This is a genomic window from Finegoldia magna ATCC 29328, assembly GCF_000010185.1.
GTDB classification, from domain to species: Bacteria; Bacillota; Clostridia; order Tissierellales; family Peptoniphilaceae; genus Finegoldia; species Finegoldia magna_H.
The window spans coordinates 1,566,444-1,590,618 of the sequence record NC_010376.1; the positions used below are offsets into that span (position 1 = coordinate 1,566,444).

Here is a 24,175-nt window from a genome sequence, read left to right on the forward strand (position 1 = left end):
ATTTCCTCCACATGAATTCTTTCGTTCGCTCAATTCACTAAAGTAAGCAATAAAAAAAGAATACCCTTTTGCAAGAGTATTCTTAATAAAAATACAATATCGTTAAACTTTATAAAATAAGAAAAAAATTATTTATTAATGTAGACTAGGATGTAGATATATAGGTGATTTTATCTTACTATTTAATCAATTGGGCACTTAAAGCATTTTCTAAAACATATTTATATTTTGAGAAAGTTTCAGAATCAAGCAACTGATATTTGTCATTCTTTAGCTCTATAATATTTATTTCGCTTTCAAATTCAAAATTCCTTCTTTCAAACCCAATTGATGAAAAAATCAATTGGGTATAATTTGATGAATTATCTAATATATATTCAATTAAGGATTGTGCCTTATCATAATCCATCTCCGCATTCTTAGGGCTATCTAATACCATAGGTAAATTCAAGCATTTATTATTAAAAATTTTTTTAATATCATTAAGTATAAAATACCATATAACTGTTGAAATTGGTTTATTACTTCCACTTGCACAAAAAACTCGATTAATTGCTTTATATTGTGCTTCCTCTAACTCATTTAATCCAAACTTTAAGACTTCCCTATCAATCATATCATAATATTTTTTATTGATATCCGATTTAATTTTAGATACTTCCTTCAAGTCTTCCTCAATATTTTCTAGTTTCTCTTTAAGTTCTCCTTGCAAATTAAACTCATTAAATAACTCTAAATTTAAACTATTATATAGTTCATTTAGCCCCATATAGCTGCTATAATTTTTTATTTCTGTCTTAGCTATACCAATGTTTTTCTTGTATGATTCCAACTTATCTAAAAACTCTTTATAACTACCCTCTATTTGTAAAATTGATTTTGAAATCTTTTCTATATCCTCATATATGCTGTCCTTTATATATAACGAATCCTCAATTGAATTGTATCTTTTACTTCTAAGATCAGTTGTATCTTTCAAAACTGAATGGCATTCAGGACATATATCTGTATTTAAAATATACTTTATTTCTTTTTCCTTTTTATTCTTAAACCTTTCAATTTGGTTCAATGCAATTTCAAGCTCATATTTTTCATTTCGTAAATTTGTAAGCTCATACCTAAATTTATTAATAGAATTCAGAATATAATCATATTCCTTTGTTCTAATAGAAAGCTCCCTTTCAAGCTCTTTTAAATTTTCAGGCACAACAATATTACCTAATAGTTTAGATACTTTTTCTTTCATTCTACTAGTTTCTCTGTATGCGTCTTCTGAATCATTTATACGTTCCAATAAATTTTGTTTACTTTCAACATGTTCAAAATAATTTTTATCATATATTCCAAATTGTGCATATATTACATCAGGTTTAAAATTTTGATATTGTCCTAATCTCTTAAAGGAACTAAAGTATGTTCCATCATAATAATCTTGGTCAATAAAATTCATTACATATGTATATGCTGGTGGAGCAATCTCCAGCTTCTCAGTCCTTCTATTCGGTAAAAATATTTCAAAATCCCAAATATTGCTTAAAAAATATGATAACTCAATTATAGTTGATGTTTGAAATAATATCTTAAAAACATCATTAAATACTTTGAATAACTTTTTATGGCGATATATAAAATATATATTATCGTTAACCGAAAACTCTAAAATATATACTTTATCTTCATTTTTCCATTTTTTATCGAAGTGGGCATCAGCACCCAAAGTATGATATAAACTACGTAACAAGACTGACTTCCCTCTATCTGTTCCATCAATGTTACTAGAAGTAACAATATTTAAACCTTTTTCAAAACATGTAACAAAAGCCTCTTTAGTTAAAATATCAAAAATATATATTTTATTGAAAATAACATCCATTAAATATCACCTCCCTCTGTGTATAAATAAAATACCATTAAATAAAATACTTTTTTCATGTATTTTGTGTATTCTATAGGGAATTCACTATCAAATACATTATTTAAAATATTAAAAAGGTCATTTTCGTTTTTTATCTTATCTATATTCCCTTCAATATACTCAAAAATTGATATCTTTAATACATTCAACTCATGGCTTTGATCAATTTCCAGTAAATTAGTTAAAGCTTGATTATATAATCTTCTTTCTGATGGGAATAAAGTTTTAATATAATCTTTAACCTGCTCAATGCCTGTTATAGATTTTTTCCTATGAGATTCAAGCATTTTATTAAACTCATTTTTAGAAATTCCTTTTAATTCTAGTACATCATTATAATTAGTGATTGCCATCTCATAAGAAGCTTTTTTCTGAGCTGTATCAGATACTAATCGAAATAAAGCATTAGGATTATTAGGTTCTTCATTTTTTATTTCTTGGAAAGCTTCAATTAACTTTCCAAGCAAAGCATAATGAGGATTTGTTAAGTCCATACTTTCACATACATAAAAAACATTATCAAGAATGACTTCTGATAACTTTAGTTCTTCTTGCAATTTATCTTCAATAAAATCTATTACTGTTTTGTCCAACTCACCTAAACAAACTTCTTTCCTTAAATCTTCTTTACTATCAATTTTCAAATGCTTATTACAAACTACAGCCAGCTTTATATTATGATTTGGGTTGTAAAGAGCATACAATGTTCCCAAAATAGATCTACTATTTCCTTTTCTCTTAGTTAGTGTTTTAGAACTATGATTACCTCTATTTATTGTTTTCACCTGGTAAAAATCAAGACCATTATCACGATGCAATTCAATATCACATTTGAAATCAAACACAATTGTATAGTCATCGTACAGCTTATATGCATCAATTAATTTACCAACTCCCCACAACAATTCAACTCTAAATCTATTTTTCGTTCTACTACCTGCTAAATCTAATGGTAAATTCATATAATAGTTCGAATATTCCAATATAATCACCTCACTTTTATGTCGTCATTCATTTATAATGTAACCTTTATAATATTTAATTAGTTTTTTCAAAAATCACTCTATAATCTTCTGTATGCCTTCTAATTCAAAAATATCAAAAACAGAACATCTGTAATTAAATTTTGTCTGTCTTAATTTATAAAATGTAATTTTCCTAATTTTGCTTTTCCATAAATTCACTATTTATAATACCTAATTCTTTTATTTTTGTAATAACATTTTATAATTAAATGATATCACTACATCCTACTTAAATCTTTTATTTATTCTATTATACCATTAAATATACGTCAAAAATAAAACGTTCTCCTTGATATAAAATTTATGCTTAAAAAAATAAAATCATTTCACTTCTCTAATACTTAATATTTTTTATCTATGATATGCCAGACAGTGTCTGTTAAATTACATCTCATTAATTCTATTTGAAATAATTCTCACTACGTCAACAACCTTATCAAAGGTCAAATCTCCAATGTATTTATTTTCACTGAGATATACTTCCCACAAGGATCTTAGGTATGAATCTTCTTTTATGTCCTCGATTATTTCCTCATAATCTTTAATCATCTCCTAACTTTCTCTTTTGTTTGAGGTTCTCTCTATTGCTTCTTTTAAAATTTTATAATCTATCTCATCTTTTTTTAGTTTGTAGAGGGTGTATAGGTCGTAAAAGTCTCTCATTCGTGTTGTTGTTATATTTCTTCTGATTATGGTTTCATATTTTTCAGCTACAATTGTTTCTAATGGATATGCCATTATTTTTATATTTTCTTTGCTAAAGATACATGGATAGGTGTATTCTATTTCTTTTGGTGTTATTGCATCACCTGTTGTTAGGTCAAGTTTCATTGGATTTTTAGTTTTCCCAACATTTGCTATTAATGAAATTCTAAAGTTCTCGTACTCATCCTCTTCTCTAATATAGCTAATGTCCTTTATTTCAAATCTTATTCCATCATCTACATTGATATTTATAATTTCTTGAACTATTTCTTTTATTTTTTCTTCTTTTAAAGCTATGCCTTTAATGGTTGTGTCCATGTCCATAGTTGTTCTATTTTCAATCCCGATTAAAGATGATATTAGGAATCCTCCTTTTATTACAAAATTATTTTTGTAATTTGATTTGGATAGCCTTTCTAAAAATCTTTCGAAAAAATATATTTGCAGAACTTCTTGCGACTTTAGATTTTTCTTATCCGCCATGCTTCTTATCTTGCCCTTTATACTCTCGATATTAATCACGATAATACCTCCATGTATTTTCTAATTTCATTTTCTATTTTAAATAATCTACTGTATTTTATGAGTCGTCTTAGATTTTTATTTGTTGATTTAAAGTATCTTTTTATGGCTTCTGTAAAAATCTGTTTATCTATTTTTTCTCTGTCAATTATAATATCGCAAATTGTTCGATCAATATCATAAACTGGGATAAGGTTGCCTTGTGGTGATTTTATTTCTGCCTTTCCTAGTTCGTATAAATCTTTTTTTACATAGTGAACTTGTAGATCCTCATATCTTTTTTTGATATGGCTGGCATTGTAGCCTTGGGGTACAGATATATGAAATACATTTGGGGTCCTATCTGATAAGTCATGTAGATATAGGGCTGTTTGATGGGAAAATATAATTCGATTGCTATTGGATGATATTAAAACAAAATCGTCTATTACCTTTCCTTTTAATTGATACAGTCCTGGTCTTAATCTTTCTAATTGTCCGATTTTTGTTAATTCTGATAAATTATGCCTAGTATATCCAAGTTCTTCTGCTTCTTTGTTGGTGATTACTAAATTTTCTTTTATATAATTTTTAAGTGTATCCATAGTCCGCCTCCTTTCGTTTACGCTTTTATTATATGTTATAAAAGCGAATATGTAAAGCTGGGCTATGAGTAATTTATATTTTGAGAAGGATGTAACGAATCCTTACTCCCTTCAATAAAAAAGAGCAGCCTTTTAAGCTACTCTTATAGAAAGTACAAAATGAGTTTATCTTATTAATTTTTTCTTTGTGTTTCCTCATACTAGTTTTAAAACTACTCTTACATCCATGTAGTTTTTTTGAGTCTTTTTGACGTATCCTTCTTCATCTTTATCAAAGACAAAATGCTTATAAAACTGCTTAAAATGCAGGATTTCTAAATTTATATCTTTTGTATCAACGCTACCGTCTCCACATGCATTGTTTTCGCGAACATATCCACCAATTTGACATCCTCAACCCCAAATCCGTTTTCTGTTAGTGCTTTCAAATCTCTTGCAAGGGTTGCGGGATCGCATGAGATGTAGACGAGTTTTTTTGCGGTGGATTTTATTATTGCGTCGACGACTTTCTCGTCCATTCCTTTTCGTGGTGGGTCGACAAGGATTACATCGAAGTGTTCTTGTGTGAGTTTTCCTACGACGTTTTCTGATTTTTCTTCAATAAACTGAATGCTTTCCAGATTGTTTAGTTTTTTGTTTTCGTTGGCATCTTTTACTGCATCTTTTACGACTTCGACTCCGATTGTGTTGCCATTTCCAATGTACATTGTTGTGGTTCCGATTCCGCAGTAAAGGTCCAATATTCTGTCATTTGCCTCTGCATTCATCATTTGTTTTGCTGTGTCGTAGAGCAAACTTGTGTTGTATTTGTTTACTTGGAAGAATGATTTGGGGCTTATTATGAATGATAAATCTCCGATTTTATCGACAAATTGTTTCTTCTTATAAATCAAATCAAAGTTTTTGTTTTTCTCATAAATTTCTACGATGCTGTCTACTGTTTTTAAGTTTTCTAGTAATTGATCTGATATATAATCCAGTGATATTTGGATTTCGTCGTTGTAATTGGATCTTATTTTGATTTCCGACACGCCGTTCAAATCGTGATTTACCAACCAATTTATCATTTCATTTATTGCTGTGGATGCGATTTTGCAAGTGGATATTTGTGTTAGGTTATGTGTTTTTCTATTGTAATATCCAATTTTTCCATTTTCCACTTTCAAATCGACTTTGTTTCTATAATAATATTCGGCATTTGTGAGTATGTCGACATCTTTTATATCTAGTTTTGCGATTCGTTGCAATTTGTTGAGTACGGAATTTTTTTTGATTTCCAATTCTTTTTCGTATGTAATGTCTTGCATGCTGCATCCGTCACATTCGTAGAAATGTGGGCAAAGCGGTTCTTGTTTATGAGGTGATTGTTGTATTGTTTTTGTTTTTGTGGCAAATATCAAATTCTTTTTTTCTTTTATTTTCTTTGCTTCGATTATTTCTCCGATACTTCCTCCATCTACGAACACTGTTTTTCCTTCGTATTTTGCGACACATCTTCCGTCATCTATCATATCTATTATTTCTAATTTCATTTAATCACCTCTTTATCTTTTTATTATATCAAATTTGGATGAAAAAAAGATTGGGACCAATTAATCCCAATCTCAATTTACAATATTTTCGCTATTTTCTTTCAAATTGCGCGTTGTATAATTGTGCGTAGAATCCGTCACGTTTCAATAATTCGTCATGTTTTCCTTTTTCTACGATGTCTCCGTCTTTCATTACAAGTATCAAATCCGCGTTTTTGATTGTGGATAATCTGTGTGCGATTACAAATGATGTTCTTCCTTTTGCGAGTTCGTCCATTGCATCTTGAACGATTATTTCAGTTCTCGTATCCACGGAACTTGTGGCTTCATCTAGTATCAACATTGGCGCGTGACTTACCATCGCACGTGCTATTGTGAGTAGTTGAAGTTGTCCTTGCGACAATGATTGCTTGTCGTTTAAAATCGTGTCGTATCCTTGTGGAAGTGTTCTGATAAAATGATCTAAGTTTACTCGTTTGCACACATCAATCAATTCTTCGTCAGTTATATTTTCTTCTCCAAATGTTATGTTTTCTCTGACACTCGCTTCGAAAACCCACGAATCTTGAAGCACCATGCAGAATTGGTCTCTCAAATTGTCTCTGGATAATTTTTTCGTATCAATTCCGTCTACCAATATTTGTCCGTCGTTTATTTCGTAAAATCTCATTAATAGATTTACAATTGTCGTCTTGCCTGCTCCAGTTGGGCCAACGATGGCGATTTTCTCTCCTGGATTTACTTTGACGCTGAAATCTTTGATGATGATTTTGTCTGGGTTATATCCAAATCTAACGTCTTTAAATTCGACTTCGCCTTTTGCTCTGTCGAGTTTTTCAGTTACGTTTTCTTCTTCTAATTCTTTTTCGTTCAAAAATTCGAACACTCTCTCCCCTGCCGCTGCAGCTCTTTGCAAAGTGTTGAAGCTTTGTGCAATGTCTGATAATGGATTGGTAAATAGTCTCACGTATATCATAAACGCCACAATTACTCCGAATGATATTTTGCCATTAATCGCCAATGCTCCTCCGACTATGCAGACCATTACGTATGAAAAGTTTCCTGCAAATTGCATTACAGGCATCATAAGTCCGGACAGAAATTGCGATTTCCAAGCACTTGTGTAAAGTTTCTTGTTAGTTTCTTCGAATTCATCAATCATCATTTCACCAGCATTGTAGGCCTTTATGACGTTGTGACCAGTGTAGACTTCTTCGATTTGGCCGTTAATGTCTCCCAAGTTTTCTTGTTGGGCTTTGAAATGTTTTTGTGATTTTTTCATAATTATTATTATAACCACAAATCCCACAAGCGATGACAAAATCGTCGTTACAGTCAAAATTCCCGAGTTGTAAATCATCATTACTACGGTTCCTACTAACATCACAACACTTGTCAGCAAACTTCCAACAGATTGGTTCAAACTTTGGCTGATTGTGTCGACGTCGTTTGTTACCCTACTTAGAATGTCTCCAAAAGTTGTGTTGTCGAAATAACTAAATGGTAATTTATTGACTTTATTTGCGATTTTTTCTCGGAATGATTTGGAGATTTTTTGTGTAACATCTGCCATGATAAATCTTTGAAGCAAATTCAACAACAAAGATGATCCGTAAAATATAACAAGCATCATCGTGATTGATTTTACATTATCCATGTCAATTGCAGCCATCACAGGCTTTCCTTTTACCATTTTAGGAAGTCCTTTGGTGATTTCGTCTGTTATTAGTTTCAATTTATCTGGTCCAATTATTTGCAATATCGTTGCGATTACGCTTGCTACAATTGCTATTAATATCAATGGGAAGTAAGGTTTCAAATACCTTGCCATTTCTTTTAATGTTTTTTTGAATTTTTTCGGTTTTTCATTTACAGCTTGTCTAGGCATTTAATTCCTCCTCTGTTAATTGCGAGTAGGCTATTTCTTTGTAAACTTCACAATTTTTTAATAAATCTTTGTGCTTACCTATCCCAACGATTTGGCCATTTTCAAGTACGATTATTTGATCAGAATCCATTATAGATCCCACTCTTTGAGCGACAACTATCGTTGTGGAATCAGGGTTGTTTTCTTTGAGTTGATGTCTAAGCTCACTGTCTGTCTTGAAATCAAGTGCCGAGAAACTATCGTCAAACAAGAATATATCAGGCTTTCTGTAGATTGCTCTTGCAATGGATAGTCTTTGTTTTTGTCCACCAGAAACATTCTTTCCTAATTGTGCAATTTCATGGTCGTATTTGTCGTCAAATTTATCTATAAATTCTATAGATTGTGAAGTATCCGCTGCTTCTTCTACCATTTTCGTGTCGGTATCTTCATCTCCAAAAGAAATGTTCGATTTAATATCCCCTTTGAAAAGAAATGATTTTTGCAACACTGCTGCGATTTTTTCGTACAAGAATTTGAGCTTGTACTGTTTGATATCTACTCCTTGGATTTTGACGACACCTTCAGTCGCATCGTAAAATCTCAAAAGCAAATTCAAGATAGTACTTTTCCCAGATCCAGTTGATCCGATGATGGCAACTTTCTCTCCTTTTTTGACTTTAAAATCAATATTTTGCAAGATATATTGTTCAGAATCTGTATATTTGAAAGACACATCGTCAAATTCAATTTCATATTCGTAATCTTCATTTGAGCTATCAAGATTTCCATCTTTTATAGAAAGTTCTGTATCCAAAACTTCGTTGATACGTTTGGCAGAAATTTCTGCTCTTGGAACCATGATGAAAATCATGCTCATCATCATAAATGACATGATAACTTGCATTGCATACGAACTGAAAACAACCATGTTCGAGAACAAGACGTATTTGTCCATCATTTGCGCAGCATTGATGAGTCCCGCACCGATAAAATAAATCACGAGTGTCAACATCGACATGCTGAAATTAATCATAGGAAAAAGCATCGACATCGCACGACTTGTGAACAATTGTGTTCTTGTCAAATCGATGTTTGCTTCATCGAACTTTCCTTCCCTATAATCTTCGGAGTTGTACGCTCTGATAACCGCAAGTCCTGTCAAATTTTCACGCAAAATCCTGTTGATGTTGTCGGTTAAAGTTTGCATCATTCTGAATTTCGGCATAACCATAACCATTAGTATTGCAACGAATACAATTAAAACCAAAACAGTCACAGCAGTTGCCATTGTCCATTCAAATCCTTTGTTGTAGATTTTAGTGATTGCCCAGACTGCCATTATCGGCGCTTTTATCAAAATTTGTAAACCTATAACTATTACCATTTGAATTTGAGTAATATCATTTGTAGATCTAGTTATCAAGCTTGCTGTCGAAAACTCGTTGATTTCTTTCATCGAGAAACTTTCCACCTTGGAAAATATTCTAGACCTCAAATTTTTGGAAAATGACGCCGAAATTTTCGATGCCAAATATCCTACAATTATCGCTGATAAAAGAGAACCAAATGCACACAACAGCATCCATTTGCCCTCTCCAACAATATCACTTACAGTGTGACCCGGACTTTCCACATACATCGTAATTTTCGACATATAATCTGGAATTTTCAAATCCAAAAACACTTGAGTTACGATAAACACCAAACTCAAAAGAATTTGAATCCATTGTTTTTTGTTCAAATATCTAAATATTTTTATCAAAATTATCATCCATTTCTTTAAATTTTTCTTCGCAGTCTTTGCTAATCTTTGGCAAATTTTTGATAAGCTTGTCGATTATTCTGACGAAATTTTCAGAATCTTCTTCTCCTAAATAATCAAACATTTGACCAAGCGCATACATTATTTTCTTTTCAGTTTCAAGGGCTACTTCTTCTCCTTGTTTGGTCAAAGTAACCAAAGTTTTTCTCCTGTCAATTTTGTCATCAGTTCTGATTACAAGATTTCGTTGTTCCAATTTTTTGATAATAGCTGCAACTCTTGCACTGGAAATTCCCATCGCAAGTTCAATTTCTTTGGGATAAGTCGAACCGCCTTCTGATTTTATAAATCCCAAAGCCATGTTTTCTCCTCTAACAGAATCGTTAATTTGTTTGTGAGGATGGTGTTTTCCAATGCTGTGAACGCATCTTATAACTTCTTTTGCTAATTTTTCATTCATAATATCACCTTTTTACCTAATACTATTAGAATTATACGACTACTAATAACCATTGTCAATGATTTTCTCGAATATTTTTCGATTTCGTTCAAATAAAAAACAACCACCAAGATATTCTTGATGGTTGAATTCGCATTTTAAAATAAATTTTTTAATCAAATTTTCTAAATTAAATTGACATCTTCGCCGTTCAATACTTTCTTCACTGTTCTCATTGAACACATTTTTCCGCACATTGTGCAGCTATCTTCTTCGATTGGTTGAGATTCTTTTCTGTATTTTTTTGGTTTCTCGCTGTCAATTGCAAGTTCGAACATTTTTTCCCAATCTAAGTTGAAGCGAGCTCTACTCATTTCGTCGTCTCTTTCTTTTGCTCCAGGGATTTTCTTCGCTATATCTCCAGCATGAGCTGCAATTTTCGTAGCAATGATTCCTTCTTTCATATCTTCCAAGTTAGGTAGTCTCAAATGTTCTGCAGGAGTTACGTAACACAAGAAATCTGCTCCCGTACTTGCTGCAATGGCACCACCGATTGCTGATGTTATGTGATCGTATCCTGGAGCAATGTCAGTAACCAAAGGTCCCAACACATAAAATGGAGCGTTGTTACAGATTGTTTTTTCGATTTTCATGTTTGCTTCGATTTGATCGATTGGAACATGGCCTGGTCCTTCAATCATTACTTGGACATTTTTTTCGTAGGCTCTTTTTGCCATTCTGGATAGATTGATTAGCTCTTGAATTTGCAAATCATCTGTCGCATCGTTGATGCAACCTGGTCTCAATGCATCTCCCAAGCTTAGTGTCACGTCGTATTTTTCGCAGATTTCAAGTATATCGTCGTATCTTGTTACAAGTGGGTTTTCTTTGTTGTTCACAATCATCCACGCGAATAATAATGATCCACCACGTGACACAATTTTTGTGATTCTATCTGTTGTTTTCAAATGTTGTGCGATATCTCTTGTAAGTCCAACGTGAATTGTGATGAAATCCACCCCGTCTTTTGCGTGTTGTTCCACAACTTCCAAGAATTCTTCTTCAGTAATATCCTTCAATTCTTTATCCAACATTCCCACACAATCGTACATTGGAACGCTACCAATCATTGCTGGAGAGTAACCGATAAGTTCTTCTCTAAATTTTCTTGTCTTACCGTAATTTGACAAATCCATTATCGCTTCTGCATCCATGTCGATTGCCACTCTAACTTTTTCCATTTCTTTTTCGATGTTGTAGCAGTCTTTTGAAATACCCAAATTCACGTTAATTTTTGTTTTCAAACCTTCGCCGACACCGTGTGCATCTAGTGATTTGTGGTTTTTGTTTGCAGGAATAACCACGTATCCTTTTTCAATTTTTTCTCTAAGAATTTCTACGTCTATATTTTCTTTTTGCGCTACTCTTTTCATTTCTTTTGTAATGATTTTCTTCTTCGCAGCGTCTAATTGAGTTGTATATTCCATAAATACCTCCTAAATTAATTTGGAGACTGGAAAAAAATAACGGATACACAATCCATGTATCCGCAAAAAACATTCTAAGTTCTTCCCTTCGCATGCATTATCATGAGCAGGTTTAAGGGTTTCTAAAAAGATCTCAGCGTAAAGCACCCCCAGACTCCGAATATATTATAACACAAACTTTTAATTTAATTCTACAAGCTTGATTTTGTCGTTTTTCTTAATAATTCCACCCTTTAAAACTTTACAGAAAATTCCTTCCGTTGGCATAATACAATTACCAACTTTCTGTTTAATCGCACAACCTTTGTGACATTCTTTGCCTATTTGTGTCACCTCAAGCACGCATTCTCCAATCGTCAACACTTGACCGACAGGAAGCGTAAATAGTTCGATGTTTCTCGTCGTGATGTTTTCTGCGAAATCTCCGTCTTTCAAATCAAGACCCATTTCGCGCATTTTGTTGATGGATTCTTCTGCCAAAAGCGACACTTGTCTGTGCCAGTTTCCAGCATGTGCATCTCCAACCAATCCGTGATCCACTTTTAGTTCTGCAAATTCTACAGGAGTTTTCACAGTTCCTTTTTTCTCGCTGATATTTACATCGATTACAATAGCTTCATCGCTGTCCACACTTCTGTTGTAAACGCCGCTTTTGCCGCCTTCTTTGTGAAGTAATTCCACATTTGTAATTCTCATCGAACGGTCAATTGCCTTGCACATATCATAAATCGTAAGAGCCGCTACACTTGCAGCAGTCAAACTTTCCATCTCAATTCCCGTTTTTGATTCTGTGTTTGATTGAACGAAAATATCTATAAAATCATCTGCCAATTCAAATTTAACATCAACACCTGTGATGAAAATATTGTGACACATTGGAATAATTTCTGATGTTTTCTTTGCAGCCATAATCGCCGCCGTTTGTGCGACACTCAAAACGTCGCCTTTTTTGATGGATTTTTCGGTGATTTTTTGCATAGTTTCTTTTTTCATATAAATCCTACTATGAGCCACAGCTACTCTTTTAGTAGTTTCCTTTTCAGATACATCCACCATTCTTGGCAAACCATCTTCGTTAAAATGAGTTAAATCCACATTAACCTCCTATAGTATTCATATCTCTTTTGTTGAAATTACCTTCTTCGAGATAATGTCTTTCTGGTTTATTGTATATTTCTTGCGTGATAATTTGACGGATATCCTCGCCATTTCGAATACAATCTTTCAAATTAATCGACTTATTAGAATGCAAACACATCAACAAATTGCCCTTGCAATCCAACCTAACTCTGTTACATTCTGAACAGAATTTGTGAGAAATCGGATTGATAAATCCTACAATCGCACCATTCGGATTGGTGTAATATTCTGCGACCTTCGATTTTTGTGAATCGCTGTCAATTTTTTGAAGATTGCCAATTTTTTTGATAATTTCTTCGTTCGACACGTAATCATCAGATTTTCCAATCGCTTCGCCAATAGGCATCAGCTCGATAAATCTCACAATCACACCATCCTCTGCGAATTTCACAAAATCTTCAATCTCACCGTAGTTGAAATGTCTCATAACAACGGTGTTGATTTTGATAGGTTTCATATCCATTTGTTTTAATTTATCGATGGATTTCAAAACCTTTTTCAAATCTCCACCACGAGTTATGTCGAAAAATTTATACGCATGCAAAGTATCCAATGAAATGTTGAATCTATCCACGCCATTTTTTCTCAAATCATCAGCCATGTCGTACAATTTGATGGCGTTGGTAGTCATGCAGATTTCTTCAATTCCCATGTCTTTGATGCCTTTTACCAAATCCAATATTCCGTTTCTAACAAGAGGTTCTCCTCCAGTTAAACGCACTTTTTTTATTCCTAAATCTTTGAAAACTTCAACGATTTTCAAAGTTTCATCTATAGTCAGAATTTCGTCGTGATTCAAGTGCGTGATTCCTTCTTCTGGCATACAGTATTTGCATCTCAAATTGCACTTGTCAGTCACCGAAATTCTCAAATAATCTATTTTTCTTCCGAGAGCATCTTTCATTTTACCACCTTTATATATTATATCATATAACGCTTAGCGATAAAAAATTCCCCAACTTGATTTCTCAAATTGGGAAATTCGTTCAAATTATTCTTTTAATAAAAGTTCCTTTGCTTTTTCTAATCTTTCTTTCATAGAATTGATGTGAGATTCAGACACATTATCTTGATTGGACAATCTCTTAATACCTTCTTGCAAAATATCAATTTCGTTATCGTAATCCTTCATGCTTCTATACACACTAGCATAAGAACTGTAAAGTGCAGGAGTACACAATCCGTTTTCACGAGCAGTGTCGTAGTTTTTGATTGCAGATTGGAAATGAGAATCCTTTCTGAATTTTTCTCCTTCGTTCCAATATCTCAAACCTTCCTTCGCGCCCTTTGCAGGATCGTCCAAGTTTTTGATATCAAATACAGCAACTCTACTGTTGTGTGGGTGAATTACAACTTCTTTTGTAGTCTTGATTTTGTTGAAAATCTCATCCAAGCTGTCCTTGTTCTTTTCCTTTAATTTCTTCAATACATCCATCATGTGATATACAGGAATTTTCTTGGAAAGTTTTTGTTGTGCCTTGTCTTCGTATTCATTAACCTTAGCAATGGAATCATCTCCAATGTAGATCCAAGCAGTTACATCATTTGCAAATTGGTCATCAACCATTTTAATATTTTCGTGTTCCAACAAAGATTTTGTTTGGTTCAAATATTTGTCCAAATCATCCTTGTAAATATTCGCGATAATTTCATCGTCAACACCCTTTTCAACCAAGAACACTGATTTCAAATTATCCAAGTCAACCTTTTCGAAATCATCATAATCCATATCCAAATAATGTTGTTCATATTCAGAAACATACAACACTGGTGCTTGTTCAAATCTGTAGTTTGGTGTAGTAACTGACTTTAATAATCCCGATTTTCTAGTAATCATATTAGGAGTCACACGATTGATAATCACATTGTCAGTTTCTTTCAACACTCTCTTCAACTCTTCTTGTTGCAAATCACGTGCTTCATCTTCTTCCAAATTGTCCTTGATGATTTTACATTCTACGTCTAATTTTTCCTTGATTCTTTCTCCATGATAAGTTTCAAATCCGAAAGACTTGGAATCTTCACCATAACCGTAACCAACATAGAAGATTTCTCCAGTATCCTTTACGCTCCATTCAAAAACATACCAATCATTCTTGTGTGCTTGGCTGTTAGTTTCTTTTTCTTCTGAAGAAAAAACGCTTTTTAATTTATCAAATATACTCATAATATCCTCCAAATTTTAAATAATACGATACATCAAATAAAGTCCCACTAAAATGATTAAAATGAAAAACAAAATATCGAAATTTCTGTGTTTAATCGCATTGATCATCTCCAAAACAATCAAAATCAACACAATAACAATGGCTGCGTAGATGAAAATATTCGATAATGGCGATATCAACGCGCTTACAAGTCTAGGATAATTCGTTGCAAACTTCAATTCCACGATAAACAGAATTACACCTAAAATCATAGTTATAAATTCGTATTTGTATAATTTATTTCTCAATTTATTCATAGTAGTGCCCCCCCCAAGATGTTCTTTACATTACTTTGAATATTCTTTATCTTATTATACCATATTCAATTAAACCCATTAAAAAAACGCGAAAATTTTTGCAAACTTTCACGCTTGATTTTTATTATGACAAATTAAAAATAACAAACCTTGATGACAAAAATATCATGTGCAACAAATTGTCAAGATATTCGTGCATTAAGGTTTGTTATCCAGTATTTTTAGCATTAATGGTTTGTCATTAATTACTCAATATTTAATTTTTCTAATTTACTCCAAAACTGGTGCCATCAATACTTTTCCAGTTCCTCTGTACACATTCACAAGTCCTTCACCACTTGTAGCGGAACCTATCAATGATTTGCCAGCTCTTTCAACTGTAAAGCTCAACGTTCCACTCCAAGCAATCGCCATGCTTCCATCTATTTTCAACACGTCATTGTCAAGAGTTATTTCGATCAATTCTTCTCTTGGAACATAAGATTCCAATGCGACAATTCCTGTTCCGTGAAGTCCAAGGTTAAACAATCCTTCGCCACCTGCAACAGCCGATGAAATACTTGATTGCATGATAGCTTTGTGTTCCAATTCAGAATCGCAAGCCAAGAACAATCCATCTTCAATGATGATTTCGTTGTTCCAATCATCTGCATCCAACAAAATAATGTGCTTGTATGTAGGTTCCAATACCAAAAGCCCATCACCTGTGTATTCTGGTTTGATTGCACTTTCTCCAGTGACCGAACCACGCAAAGCTTTTTTGAAGAAATCTCCAGCTCCTTTTATTCCAGTAGTTGAATTGACATTTCCAACCATCCATTGCATAGCTCCCGCTTGCACAGTTATATTTGATTGGGAAACATCGCAAACCAATTGTCTTCTTCTGACATTCATTTCAGATGCGAAGTAAGAGCTTTGTGCTTGTTCGTAATCAACCGACAAATCCCTCTTGTATTCTACAACTTTAAACGCTCCATTTTGTTCTTTGATTATTACATCATCATTATCTTCAAAATTTTTAACTTTAAACATATAGCACCTCTTTTCATGAATATTATATCATATTGTTCAATTTTTAAATTTGAATTTTATTGTATTTGTTATATAATAAAAATTTGGCAATCCGAAAAATTTATTATATAATTTTACAAAAGAAGGAGATATTATGACGAAAAAAATATTAAACACATCCCTTGCATACGTCGCAGTGCTCACTGGTGCGGGCCTTGCAAGCGGACAAGAAATCTTGCAATATTTCACAGCTTATGGCAAGTCTGGTTTGTGGACCGCGCTATTTGTTTTGTTGTTGCATACATTTATCGGAGCGATTATTTTGGAATTGGGCTCGTATTATTTTGCAGATGAGCACAGCGATGTCTTGGATGAAATTGCATCCAAGAAATTCACGAAAGTATTCGACATTTTACTTATCTTAACAGGATTTATAATCGGGTTTGTAATGCTATCAGGTGCAGGATCCAACCTCAACCAACAATTTGGACTAGCTCCATGGATAGGGTCTTTGATTTGCGCACTACTTGTAATTTTCGTAGGAATGATGGATTTTGAAAAAGTTACGAGAATTATCGGAGCCTTCACTCCAATTATCGTGGCGTTGATTTTAATTGCATCAATCTATACAATCGTGAAATTTGATGGAAGTTTTGACCAATTAGATCCAATCGCAAGAACTATTTCGAAAAATTTCGGCAATCCTTGGCTTTCTGTAGTCAATTACTTTTCATTGTGTATGATGGTGGGTTTGAGTACGGCCTTTGCTATCGGTGGTAACCATGTATTATCAGAAGAAGCCAAAGTCAGTGGACTTTTGGGAGGATTTATCACAGGAACGGTAACATCACTTTTGGCTGTTGTTTTATTCATGAGAGTCGACATTTTAAAAGATTCAGATCTTCCAACACAAGTTTTAATCGAAGAAATCAACCCTGTTCTTGGTTTGATAATGAGTTTGGTAATTTTCGGAATGATTTTTAACACAGCAATCGGCTTGTATTATTCATTGGCAAAAAGATTTTCAAAAAATAGTCCTGGAAAGTACAAAATGTATTTAATAGGATTCGTAACTGTGGGATTTTTCCTAAGCTTTTTAGGATTCAAGAAACTTATCAGCATCACCTACCCAATCATAGGTTACGCTGGAATTATATTGATACTATTCTTGATTTACGCATACATCAGAGATTTTAAGAAAATCAAGAAAGAATCCAAAAGAAGATTCAAAATCTTGGATTTGTTGGAAAAGAAGTACGACGACGATCAACATTACAGCAAAAAAGATGCCAGCAAAGTAAAATCCATGATTGAAGATTCAAACTTGGACAACAAAGTTTTGAAAGAAGAAATGGAAACAATGGCAGAAGAAAATCAATCAGACGATAATGATGAAGAAAATACTGAAGAATAATTAATTGGCTGCACTACTAGCAGCCTTTTTGTTTGAGATTTTGTAGATTAGAAAATCCTCTGGCTAAGAATATCATACGAAACAAATTGTTTGATTTCAAATCGAAAAAATCCGTCAAAAATCGTACCGCGTAAGCGTTAGCGTGCTTACGATTTTAGGATTTTGAGATTTAGAAATCTTCAATTTGTGTAGTCTAGATATTCGTGCTAGAGGATTTTTCTAATTTTAATACCAGAAGATTTTTAAATTTATTACACCAAAGGATCTCTCACTTCTTCTCAGTAATTTTATTTGTTATTTTCTTGCATCATCTTTTTATTAATGATATACTAGTTGAAATATTTTAAAGCGAGGAGATAATATGAAAACCAACAAGAAATCATTACTTAAATTTCTGATTCCATCGATTATTGGGATAACTATCTTCATGATTCCCGTAAAATTCGATGGCAATTGGACAATAATAGTCAAAATTTTCGCTGATTTTATCGCCAAAACCATCGGCGATTATCTACCAGCACTTTGCACAATAATAATCACGATATCATTTGTCATGAGCGTCTTGGCAAGTTTCAATGTCAAATTCATCAAAGAAAACAAACTTTTGGATCAGACATTTTCCGTAACAGGCGTGTGGCTAGTTCTAAGAATTCTAGGATTTATCGTCGTGTGGATGGTCGTGTTGAAAGACAAGCTACACTTTGGAAAATTTTACGACATGATAGTCGCAGATGAATCTGCCACATTTATCCTCAACGATTTATTGACATCACTTGTAATTATTTTCGTAATCGCCAGCATGCTACTACCACTTTTGTTGGATTTTGGACTTTTGGAATTTATCGGTGCGATTTTTACCAAAATAATGCGACCAGTATTTTTGATTCCTGGACGTGCAGCAGTAGATTGCATCACAAGTTGGATTGGAGATGGAACATTAGGAGTCATGCTGACTTCAAACCAATACGAATCTGGATATTATTCTGCAAAAGAAGCCGCAATTATTTCTACGAATTTCTCTGCAGTTTCCATCACATTCAGTCTGATTGTCTTGTCCCAAGTTGACATGGTCGACTACTTTGGAGTGTACTACTTATTGGTATGCTTAGTTGGAATCGTGTGCGCAATTATCGTACCAAGAATTCCACCATTGTCACTTAAAAAAGATGAATATTTTGTAGAATCTAATCAAGCAAATGAAGATATATCGAAAAATTATTCTTCATCCGTACAATACGGATTAGATTTGGCAATCAAACGAGCAGAATCTCACAAAGGAATCGGAGAATTTTTGAAAAATGGAATCGAAAACGCATTTGGAATGTGGTTTTCAGTAATGCCTATAGTTATGATCATCGGAACGGCATCGCTTGTACTTGCCAATAACACGCAAGTATTTGAAATCCTTGGAAAGCCATTCTTGCCACTGTTGAACTTCTTGAAAGTTCCAGAAAGCTTGGAAGCATCCAAGACAATGATCGTCGGATTCAGTGACATGTTCACACCATCCATTATAGCCGCAAGCACAATTCAATCGCAAATGACCAAATTCATCGTGGCGACAATCTCCGTAACACAATTAATCTATCTATCAGAAGTCGGAGGACTTATCCTCGCATCGTCAATCCCTGTTAATTTGTTCGAATTATTCGTCATATTTATAGAACGAACAATAATCTCACTTTTGATAGTAGTCCCAATCGCACATTTGATATTTATGTAAACAAAAACCAGAGAAACATTCTCTGGTTTTTTTGATTTATTCTATTAAAAATTCACCAATACATTCAGCTATTTCAACTGGCTTTTCAGTGTGAAAATCATGTGATGTATTTGGGACAAATAGTGATTTTATATTTTCTTGATTATTATTTTTCTCTACCTTGTTTTTCTTATATTCATATAAATCATCTGGTGTATCGGCTAATAATAACAGCGTTTTTACTTTTATATCCATATCAAAAATATCCACATCTTCTTTGAACTTTATATAAAGCAAATTAGAAATTGTGTCAGCATTCATCTCAAGACTATTTTCTTTTATATACCTTCTACTAAATTCAACTTCTTTTTCCACTGTTGTTTTCGTGAAATCATTCGTAATAATTGCGCCATCTAAAATAATTAATTTATCTGGTTTTATCCTTTCAATATTTCTAACCAATAAATCTGCACCTAGTGAATATCCAATAACTATTGAATTTTTTGGTATCTGAGTTTCTATCCATTTTTCAAAATCTTCTTCGTTTTCTACGTTCACATCTATATTTGAAAATTGTCCTGGTAAATTGATATATTCAATAGTATAACTGTACTTATTTAATTCGATTTCAAGATTATTTACGTTTGATTTGTCACATCCCAAACCAGATAACATATATATTTTTTTTGCTACTTCTTTTGTATGATTCATATTTATTCTATTGTCCACGTAATTGTAACAGTGTCTTGCACATCAATGTCATCAGCCTCGATGTCTATGTCATAGCTCGATGCCGCTTCACAAACCATCAAATCATCCATAGGTTCTGAATATATCTCAATTTCTCCCCACGAATAATCTATGTTAAGTATTTCCTTCAACTTCACACCAGAAGCCTTCGCCAACACCTTTGCCTTAGTTGTGGAATCTTCTACAGCTTTTTCTAGCAAATCATTCTTGACCTTTTCCTTGTCCTTCACAGTGTGATTAATTTCAAACTTCACTTTTACATTGCAATTCGCCAATTCGTACAAAACTTTTCCAAGTATCTTATTGTCATTTTCAAACTCAATGTATGTGCGATGCTCGTATTTGTATCCTACGAATCTGTCCTTATAGTCGTCATTTTTGTCATGATATCTCTCGTATTTCGAATCAATCGAAAAATGAGTTGTCTTCAAATTCTTCGGATCAAGCCCTGCCTTTTCCAAAGCATCTCGCAACATTTTCGTGTCATATGTCGATTGTTCAATAGTTTCGTCATAATTCCAGCGCAAACCCTCAGCTTTTATCGTAACCTTGATAGTGTCAGGCTTCACCGAAATCTTTCCCTTACCCTTTACGCGAATAGTTCTTTCCATAATAATCTCCTTTTGATGATAAATTTATCCTACAACCTCGTCGATGTACTCTGCTTGTTCCACGATAAAATAGATGATTTTTTACAAATTTGGCAATTAATTGCTTAAAAAATTATTTCTTCTCCTCTAATTTTTTAATACCACTATCTCCAAGTTTTTCAAGTGACATCAATTGTGTTCTTGCAAGTTTTCTAAGTTCAATCATTCTCTCTTTTTGATTCACACCTTTTCCAATAAGGATTGCATTATAGCTTTCCATATTTGCAAGCACAAGTAATTCATTCAAACCTGCATAGTCTCTCATATTGCCTTTTAAATCTGGATTTTCTTCACGCCACTGTTTTGCTCTCTTATTAAATAAGGCAACATTCAGCATATCTGCTTCACTTGCGTATTTATAAGATAATTGTTCATTAGTTAGGTCTTTTAAGAGATATTCTTTTATTGCATCTGTATGAATTTTATAATTAATCTTGGAAATTTCTCTATGAAGATTCCAAGTCAATGATAGCTTTGAGGTTTCATCTTCCTTCAATCTTTGATAATCTTTTATAATATATAATTCAAACTCTGCCGATATCCAGGACGCAAATTTGAAGGCGATATCTTTATGTGCGAAAGTTCCTCCTCCTCTTCCAAGTTTTACAAATAATCCTATAGCATTTGTTTGTCTTCTGCCATTTTTGAGGAGATAATGTAAAAGCATTACTGCCTGCTTCTTTTAAATACCCCTCGAATTCGAGGGGGTTAAATTCTGGATTATTTAATTGCTCCCAAATTCCTAAATATTCTATAGTATTGTAATTTCTCATCCAGTTAGCTACAACTACATTTGGTTCTTCTGTATTTTTATATTTTGCTATATCCGTTAAGCTTATATAATCATTTTTAAAATCTTCGGTATATACTTGAATTGAAAATCCCTTAGCAGAAATTTGCTCTTTCTTCATTTTAGACAATTTACACTCTCCTTATGCTGGTGTACTCTTTACAATTTCAAATCCAAGGTTAGATCCTGTTATGTTGTCCATGTAATCACCTGCTATATTTTTATTGCTTTTTATTAATTATTCTTAAATATTATTATATCAAAATGAGTTTGTTAATTCAGCATTGTAGCTTTTCTCTACGCAAAAAACAGAGCGAAAGTTATTTCTTTCGCTCTGTTTTTTAAATTTTTTTAGAATTAAATTATTCTTCTCCAAATATATCCAAGTTTTCTATGAACCCATTTTCTTTCCACCACGTTGCGACATCTACATCGTATTGTTTTGTGTCGTAATCTATGTCGATTGCTTCGAGGTCATCTAGTTCACGTTCCACTTCGAACAAGTGGAGTTTGCCTTTTACCGGAAATGGCACGATTGGAATTACGCGGTTGAATATCCACGAATATCCCTCAAATGTTTCGTCATCATATAAAAATGCATCTGCTCTGTCAGTTTCGTCGTTGTATTTTCGAATGTCGGCCAATTCTGCTATTGCTATTGCGTGTCCATTCATGAGTGATGTTCTTTCGAATTTATTTCTGGCAGTGGATGCACAAATCAATATCCATCCTCGATAATCTGTCTTCCAACTGCGAAGTTCGATCCATTTGCATCCCATAGCTATCATTGTTGCGTAGAATGGTTGTATACTTAGTGCTTTCATTTATGTTTCCTCTTTTAAAATTTCTTATGTAGAAAAACCGGGTTTGATTGCCAAACCCGATTTTAGTTTAATATTAGTTGTCACTTCTTGCGAATCCGTTTTTCATTTCGCAGCTTGCTGTGAATAAAACGTCGTGAAGTAATTTGTCTGTTTTTTCTTTTAAGAAATCTGCCATTTCTTGGTTTGCTTTTTCAAGTAATTCATGAACGTTACCTGAGTTTTTAGCAAATTCTTCGTCGTATTTGTTGATGATTTCGTTGGATTTGGATTGAACTGCTCCTTGGTATCTTTCGATGAAGATTGCTGTTTTATTGAAGTGTGCATCGCAAAGTGCTGCTATGATTCTGTTAGCCCAGTAGAAGTTTTCTGATGTTGCTTTTACTACTTGATCTGCTACATAGCTTGGTGTTGTTTCTACGTTTGCGTAGAATGCAACTGCTGCGTTGAATGCGTTGCTACCGAATGACAACCATTGAATTGCTCTGATTTCTTCTGGAGCGTATGGTCTTATTTGTGTGAAATGTGTTACGTTGTCACGGCTAATTCCCAATGGACGATACATTCCACGGTAGTTTGGATCTCCGTGTTTTGCATAGCAATCGTAAGGTGTTCCTTCGTAGTGGCTAGACAATATTGTCTTCATATCTTCAACTGTGATTTTTCTTTCTGGTACCATTGCCCATGGCAAATCATCAGATTCTGGTGTAAAATCAGCATCTTCTCCATCCCAAATCAAAGTGTTAGGATTGAAATATCTAAGCATAATCCATGCTCTTGGTGTATTGTATGTGTGATCTGAATGATCATGAGATCCGTATGCTAATCTTGGATTTACATAATCTTCTTGATCTAAGAATAAGTGATGTTTTTCTGACCATTCTTTCAAATCTTTTGAGCACATGAATTCTTTTTGTTCACCATAAGCATCGTCGAAATCAAAATAATCAATTCCCAATTGGTTTGGCATTACAACGTATGCATCATCAGGAACTCTTCTTGCCATCCAGTGATGTCCGCCGATTGTTTCCAACCACCAAATTTCGTCAACATCTTGGAATGCGATTCCGTTTGATTCGTAAGTTCCGTGTTCTTCTAATAATTTTCCTAATCTTTCAACGCCTTCTCTTGCAGAGTTGATGTATGGAAGAACAAGAGTTACGAAATCTTCTTCGCCAATACCGCCACATTTTTCTTCTTTTGTTGGATATTGAATCAAAGGATCTGCTCCTTGAACTCTTGCGTTTGTAGTGATAGTTTCAGTTGCGCTCATTGAAATATTTTTTTCGTTAACGCCTGATGCTGCCCAATCTCCTTCGAATGTGTCAGAGTTTGGAAGTGCTGTATATCTCATAGGATTATCCGGTAAATCTACCTTGCATCCTGATAAAACTGATTCGTATTTTCTTGGTTGATCTTCTGGTTTTACAACGATAAATCTTTTTGCTGTAAAAATTCCAGAAGGAGAATCTTCACTTCTTGAAATAATTGTTGAGCCGTCAAAGCTCGCTTCTTTACCTACTAATAGTGTAGTACATGCCATAATTTTCTACCTCCTAAATGTGATATCCTTTTCTAATATCCAATATCAT

Annotated in this window: 19 protein-coding genes, 2 pseudogenes and 1 riboswitch; of the genes and pseudogenes, 2 read left to right on the top strand and 19 right to left on the bottom strand. The window is 33.3% G+C overall.

The features are described 5' to 3' along the window. Window positions 1-178: 178 nt before the first annotated feature. The 14 genes and pseudogenes from FMG_RS07470 to FMG_RS07535 form a co-directional block, all read right to left on the bottom strand. The gene (locus tag FMG_RS07470; RefSeq protein ID WP_004838629.1) at window positions 179-1,873 is read right to left on the bottom strand and encodes a hypothetical protein; all 1,695 of its coding nucleotides are present in this window, start codon (window positions 1,871-1,873) and stop codon (window positions 179-181) included. Next, on the bottom strand, window positions 1,873-2,877 hold the full coding sequence (locus FMG_RS07475) for a DUF4297 domain-containing protein (protein ID WP_041250668.1): 1,005 nt from the start codon (window positions 2,875-2,877) through the stop codon (window positions 1,873-1,875). Before FMG_RS07475 ends, FMG_RS07470 begins: the two co-directional genes overlap by 1 nt. Window positions 2,878-3,324: 447 nt before the next feature. Beyond that, window positions 3,325-4,167: pseudogene (locus FMG_RS07480) on the bottom strand (nucleotidyl transferase AbiEii/AbiGii toxin family protein). Then, window positions 4,164-4,751 (bottom strand): type IV toxin-antitoxin system AbiEi family antitoxin domain-containing protein, encoded by a 588-nt coding sequence (locus FMG_RS07485; RefSeq protein ID WP_012291079.1) that lies wholly within the window; start codon window positions 4,749-4,751, stop codon window positions 4,164-4,166. The pseudogene FMG_RS07480 and the gene FMG_RS07485 overlap by 4 nt, the downstream one beginning before the upstream one ends. A gap of 320 nt (window positions 4,752-5,071) precedes the next feature. Continuing rightward, a complete protein-coding gene (gene rlmD, locus FMG_RS07490) occupies window positions 5,072-6,283 on the bottom strand; it encodes a 23S rRNA (uracil(1939)-C(5))-methyltransferase RlmD (protein ID WP_012291080.1) in 1,212 nt (403 codons plus the stop codon). 91 nt (window positions 6,284-6,374) lie between these two features. Next, a complete protein-coding gene (locus tag FMG_RS07495) occupies window positions 6,375-8,171 on the bottom strand; it encodes an ABC transporter ATP-binding protein (RefSeq protein ID WP_012291081.1) in 1,797 nt (598 codons plus the stop codon). Further along, window positions 8,164-9,924 carry an ABC transporter ATP-binding protein gene (locus FMG_RS07500; protein WP_012291082.1) on the bottom strand — a complete coding sequence of 587 codons (1,761 nt, stop codon included), beginning with the start codon at window positions 9,922-9,924 and terminating at the stop codon, window positions 8,164-8,166. The genes FMG_RS07495 and FMG_RS07500 overlap by 8 nt, the downstream gene beginning before the upstream one ends. Continuing rightward, window positions 9,899-10,375 (bottom strand): MarR family winged helix-turn-helix transcriptional regulator, encoded by a 477-nt coding sequence (locus tag FMG_RS07505; protein ID WP_002836890.1) that lies wholly within the window; start codon window positions 10,373-10,375, stop codon window positions 9,899-9,901. The genes FMG_RS07500 and FMG_RS07505 overlap by 26 nt, the downstream gene beginning before the upstream one ends. A gap of 164 nt (window positions 10,376-10,539) precedes the next feature. Then, window positions 10,540-11,841 carry a phosphomethylpyrimidine synthase ThiC gene (thiC, locus tag FMG_RS07510; RefSeq protein ID WP_012291083.1) on the bottom strand — a complete coding sequence of 434 codons (1,302 nt, stop codon included), beginning with the start codon at window positions 11,839-11,841 and terminating at the stop codon, window positions 10,540-10,542. 66 nt (window positions 11,842-11,907) lie between these two features. Continuing rightward, window positions 11,908-12,002, bottom strand: a riboswitch (TPP riboswitch). A 19-nt stretch (window positions 12,003-12,021) separates the two neighbouring features. After that, window positions 12,022-12,936, bottom strand: coding sequence for a cyclic pyranopterin monophosphate synthase MoaC/MOSC-domain-containing protein (locus tag FMG_RS07515; RefSeq protein WP_002840694.1), 915 nt, complete (start codon window positions 12,934-12,936; stop codon window positions 12,022-12,024). A 1-nt stretch (window position 12,937) separates the two neighbouring features. Beyond that, a complete protein-coding gene (moaA, locus tag FMG_RS07520; RefSeq protein WP_012291085.1) occupies window positions 12,938-13,885 on the bottom strand; it encodes a GTP 3',8-cyclase MoaA in 948 nt (315 codons plus the stop codon). 87 nt (window positions 13,886-13,972) lie between these two features. Continuing rightward, window positions 13,973-15,148 carry a hypothetical protein gene (locus FMG_RS07525; protein WP_041250626.1) on the bottom strand — a complete coding sequence of 392 codons (1,176 nt, stop codon included), beginning with the start codon at window positions 15,146-15,148 and terminating at the stop codon, window positions 13,973-13,975. A 15-nt stretch (window positions 15,149-15,163) separates the two neighbouring features. Beyond that, entirely contained in the window at window positions 15,164-15,445 is a 282-nt protein-coding gene (locus FMG_RS07530; protein ID WP_012291087.1) for a hypothetical protein, read from the bottom strand. A 270-nt stretch (window positions 15,446-15,715) separates the two neighbouring features. Next, the gene (locus FMG_RS07535; RefSeq protein ID WP_002836990.1) at window positions 15,716-16,477 is read right to left on the bottom strand and encodes an AIM24 family protein; all 762 of its coding nucleotides are present in this window, start codon (window positions 16,475-16,477) and stop codon (window positions 15,716-15,718) included. Between the two features lie 133 nt (window positions 16,478-16,610). Here FMG_RS07535 and FMG_RS07540 point away from each other — a divergent pair, with 133 nt between their 5' ends. Both FMG_RS07540 and FMG_RS07545 read left to right on the top strand, forming a co-directional pair. Beyond that, window positions 16,611-17,870, top strand: a complete 1,260-nt coding sequence (locus FMG_RS07540) for a YkvI family membrane protein (RefSeq protein ID WP_012291088.1) — start codon at window positions 16,611-16,613, stop codon at window positions 17,868-17,870. Window positions 17,871-18,231: 361 nt separating this feature from the next. Beyond that, window positions 18,232-19,593, top strand: coding sequence for a YjiH family protein (locus FMG_RS07545; RefSeq protein ID WP_012291089.1), 1,362 nt, complete (start codon window positions 18,232-18,234; stop codon window positions 19,591-19,593). Between the two features lie 36 nt (window positions 19,594-19,629). Here the strand turns inward: FMG_RS07545 and FMG_RS07550 are convergent, their stop codons facing one another. The 5 genes and pseudogenes from FMG_RS07550 to FMG_RS07570 form a co-directional block, all read right to left on the bottom strand. After that, the gene (locus tag FMG_RS07550; protein WP_012291090.1) at window positions 19,630-20,283 is read right to left on the bottom strand and encodes a hypothetical protein; all 654 of its coding nucleotides are present in this window, start codon (window positions 20,281-20,283) and stop codon (window positions 19,630-19,632) included. A gap of 2 nt (window positions 20,284-20,285) precedes the next feature. Further along, the gene (locus FMG_RS07555; protein WP_012291091.1) at window positions 20,286-20,933 is read right to left on the bottom strand and encodes an SIMPL domain-containing protein; all 648 of its coding nucleotides are present in this window, start codon (window positions 20,931-20,933) and stop codon (window positions 20,286-20,288) included. A gap of 112 nt (window positions 20,934-21,045) precedes the next feature. Beyond that, window positions 21,046-21,892, bottom strand: a pseudogene (locus FMG_RS07560) (KilA-N domain-containing protein). A gap of 232 nt (window positions 21,893-22,124) precedes the next feature. Next, window positions 22,125-22,586 carry an ASCH domain-containing protein gene (locus FMG_RS07565; protein WP_012291094.1) on the bottom strand — a complete coding sequence of 154 codons (462 nt, stop codon included), beginning with the start codon at window positions 22,584-22,586 and terminating at the stop codon, window positions 22,125-22,127. Window positions 22,587-22,659: 73 nt separating this feature from the next. After that, complete coding sequence (locus FMG_RS07570; protein WP_012291095.1) at window positions 22,660-24,126, bottom strand: C69 family dipeptidase; 1,467 nt, start codon at window positions 24,124-24,126, stop codon at window positions 22,660-22,662. Window positions 24,127-24,175 lie beyond the last annotated feature (49 nt).

Excerpts from the sequence above, each read along its gene's own strand:
- FMG_RS07470 (WP_004838629.1), bottom strand. The coding sequence starts at position 1,873 with ATGGATGTTATTTTCAATAAAATATATATTTTTGATATTTTAACTAAA.
- FMG_RS07475 (WP_041250668.1), bottom strand. The coding sequence starts at position 2,877 with ATGAATTTACCATTAGATTTAGCAGGTAGTAGAACGAAAAATAGATTT.
- FMG_RS07485 (WP_012291079.1), bottom strand. The coding sequence starts at position 4,751 with ATGGATACACTTAAAAATTATATAAAAGAAAATTTAGTAATCACCAAC.
- rlmD (WP_012291080.1), bottom strand. The coding sequence starts at position 6,283 with ATGAAATTAGAAATAATAGATATGATAGATGACGGAAGATGTGTCGCA.
- FMG_RS07495 (WP_012291081.1), bottom strand. The coding sequence starts at position 8,171 with ATGCCTAGACAAGCTGTAAATGAAAAACCGAAAAAATTCAAAAAAACA.
- FMG_RS07500 (WP_012291082.1), bottom strand. The coding sequence starts at position 9,924 with ATGATAATTTTGATAAAAATATTTAGATATTTGAACAAAAAACAATGG.
- FMG_RS07505 (WP_002836890.1), bottom strand. The coding sequence starts at position 10,375 with ATGAATGAAAAATTAGCAAAAGAAGTTATAAGATGCGTTCACAGCATT.
- thiC (WP_012291083.1), bottom strand. The coding sequence starts at position 11,841 with ATGGAATATACAACTCAATTAGACGCTGCGAAGAAGAAAATCATTACA.
- moaA (WP_012291085.1), bottom strand. The coding sequence starts at position 13,885 with ATGAAAGATGCTCTCGGAAGAAAAATAGATTATTTGAGAATTTCGGTG.
- FMG_RS07525 (WP_041250626.1), bottom strand. The coding sequence starts at position 15,148 with ATGAGTATATTTGATAAATTAAAAAGCGTTTTTTCTTCAGAAGAAAAA.
- FMG_RS07530 (WP_012291087.1), bottom strand. The coding sequence starts at position 15,445 with ATGAATAAATTGAGAAATAAATTATACAAATACGAATTTATAACTATG.
- FMG_RS07535 (WP_002836990.1), bottom strand. The coding sequence starts at position 16,477 with ATGTTTAAAGTTAAAAATTTTGAAGATAATGATGATGTAATAATCAAA.
- FMG_RS07540 (WP_012291088.1), top strand. The coding sequence starts at position 16,611 with ATGACGAAAAAAATATTAAACACATCCCTTGCATACGTCGCAGTGCTC.
- FMG_RS07545 (WP_012291089.1), top strand. The coding sequence starts at position 18,232 with ATGAAAACCAACAAGAAATCATTACTTAAATTTCTGATTCCATCGATT.
- FMG_RS07550 (WP_012291090.1), bottom strand. The coding sequence starts at position 20,283 with ATGAATCATACAAAAGAAGTAGCAAAAAAAATATATATGTTATCTGGT.
- FMG_RS07555 (WP_012291091.1), bottom strand. The coding sequence starts at position 20,933 with ATGGAAAGAACTATTCGCGTAAAGGGTAAGGGAAAGATTTCGGTGAAG.
- FMG_RS07565 (WP_012291094.1), bottom strand. The coding sequence starts at position 22,586 with ATGAAAGCACTAAGTATACAACCATTCTACGCAACAATGATAGCTATG.
- FMG_RS07570 (WP_012291095.1), bottom strand. The coding sequence starts at position 24,126 with ATGGCATGTACTACACTATTAGTAGGTAAAGAAGCGAGCTTTGACGGC.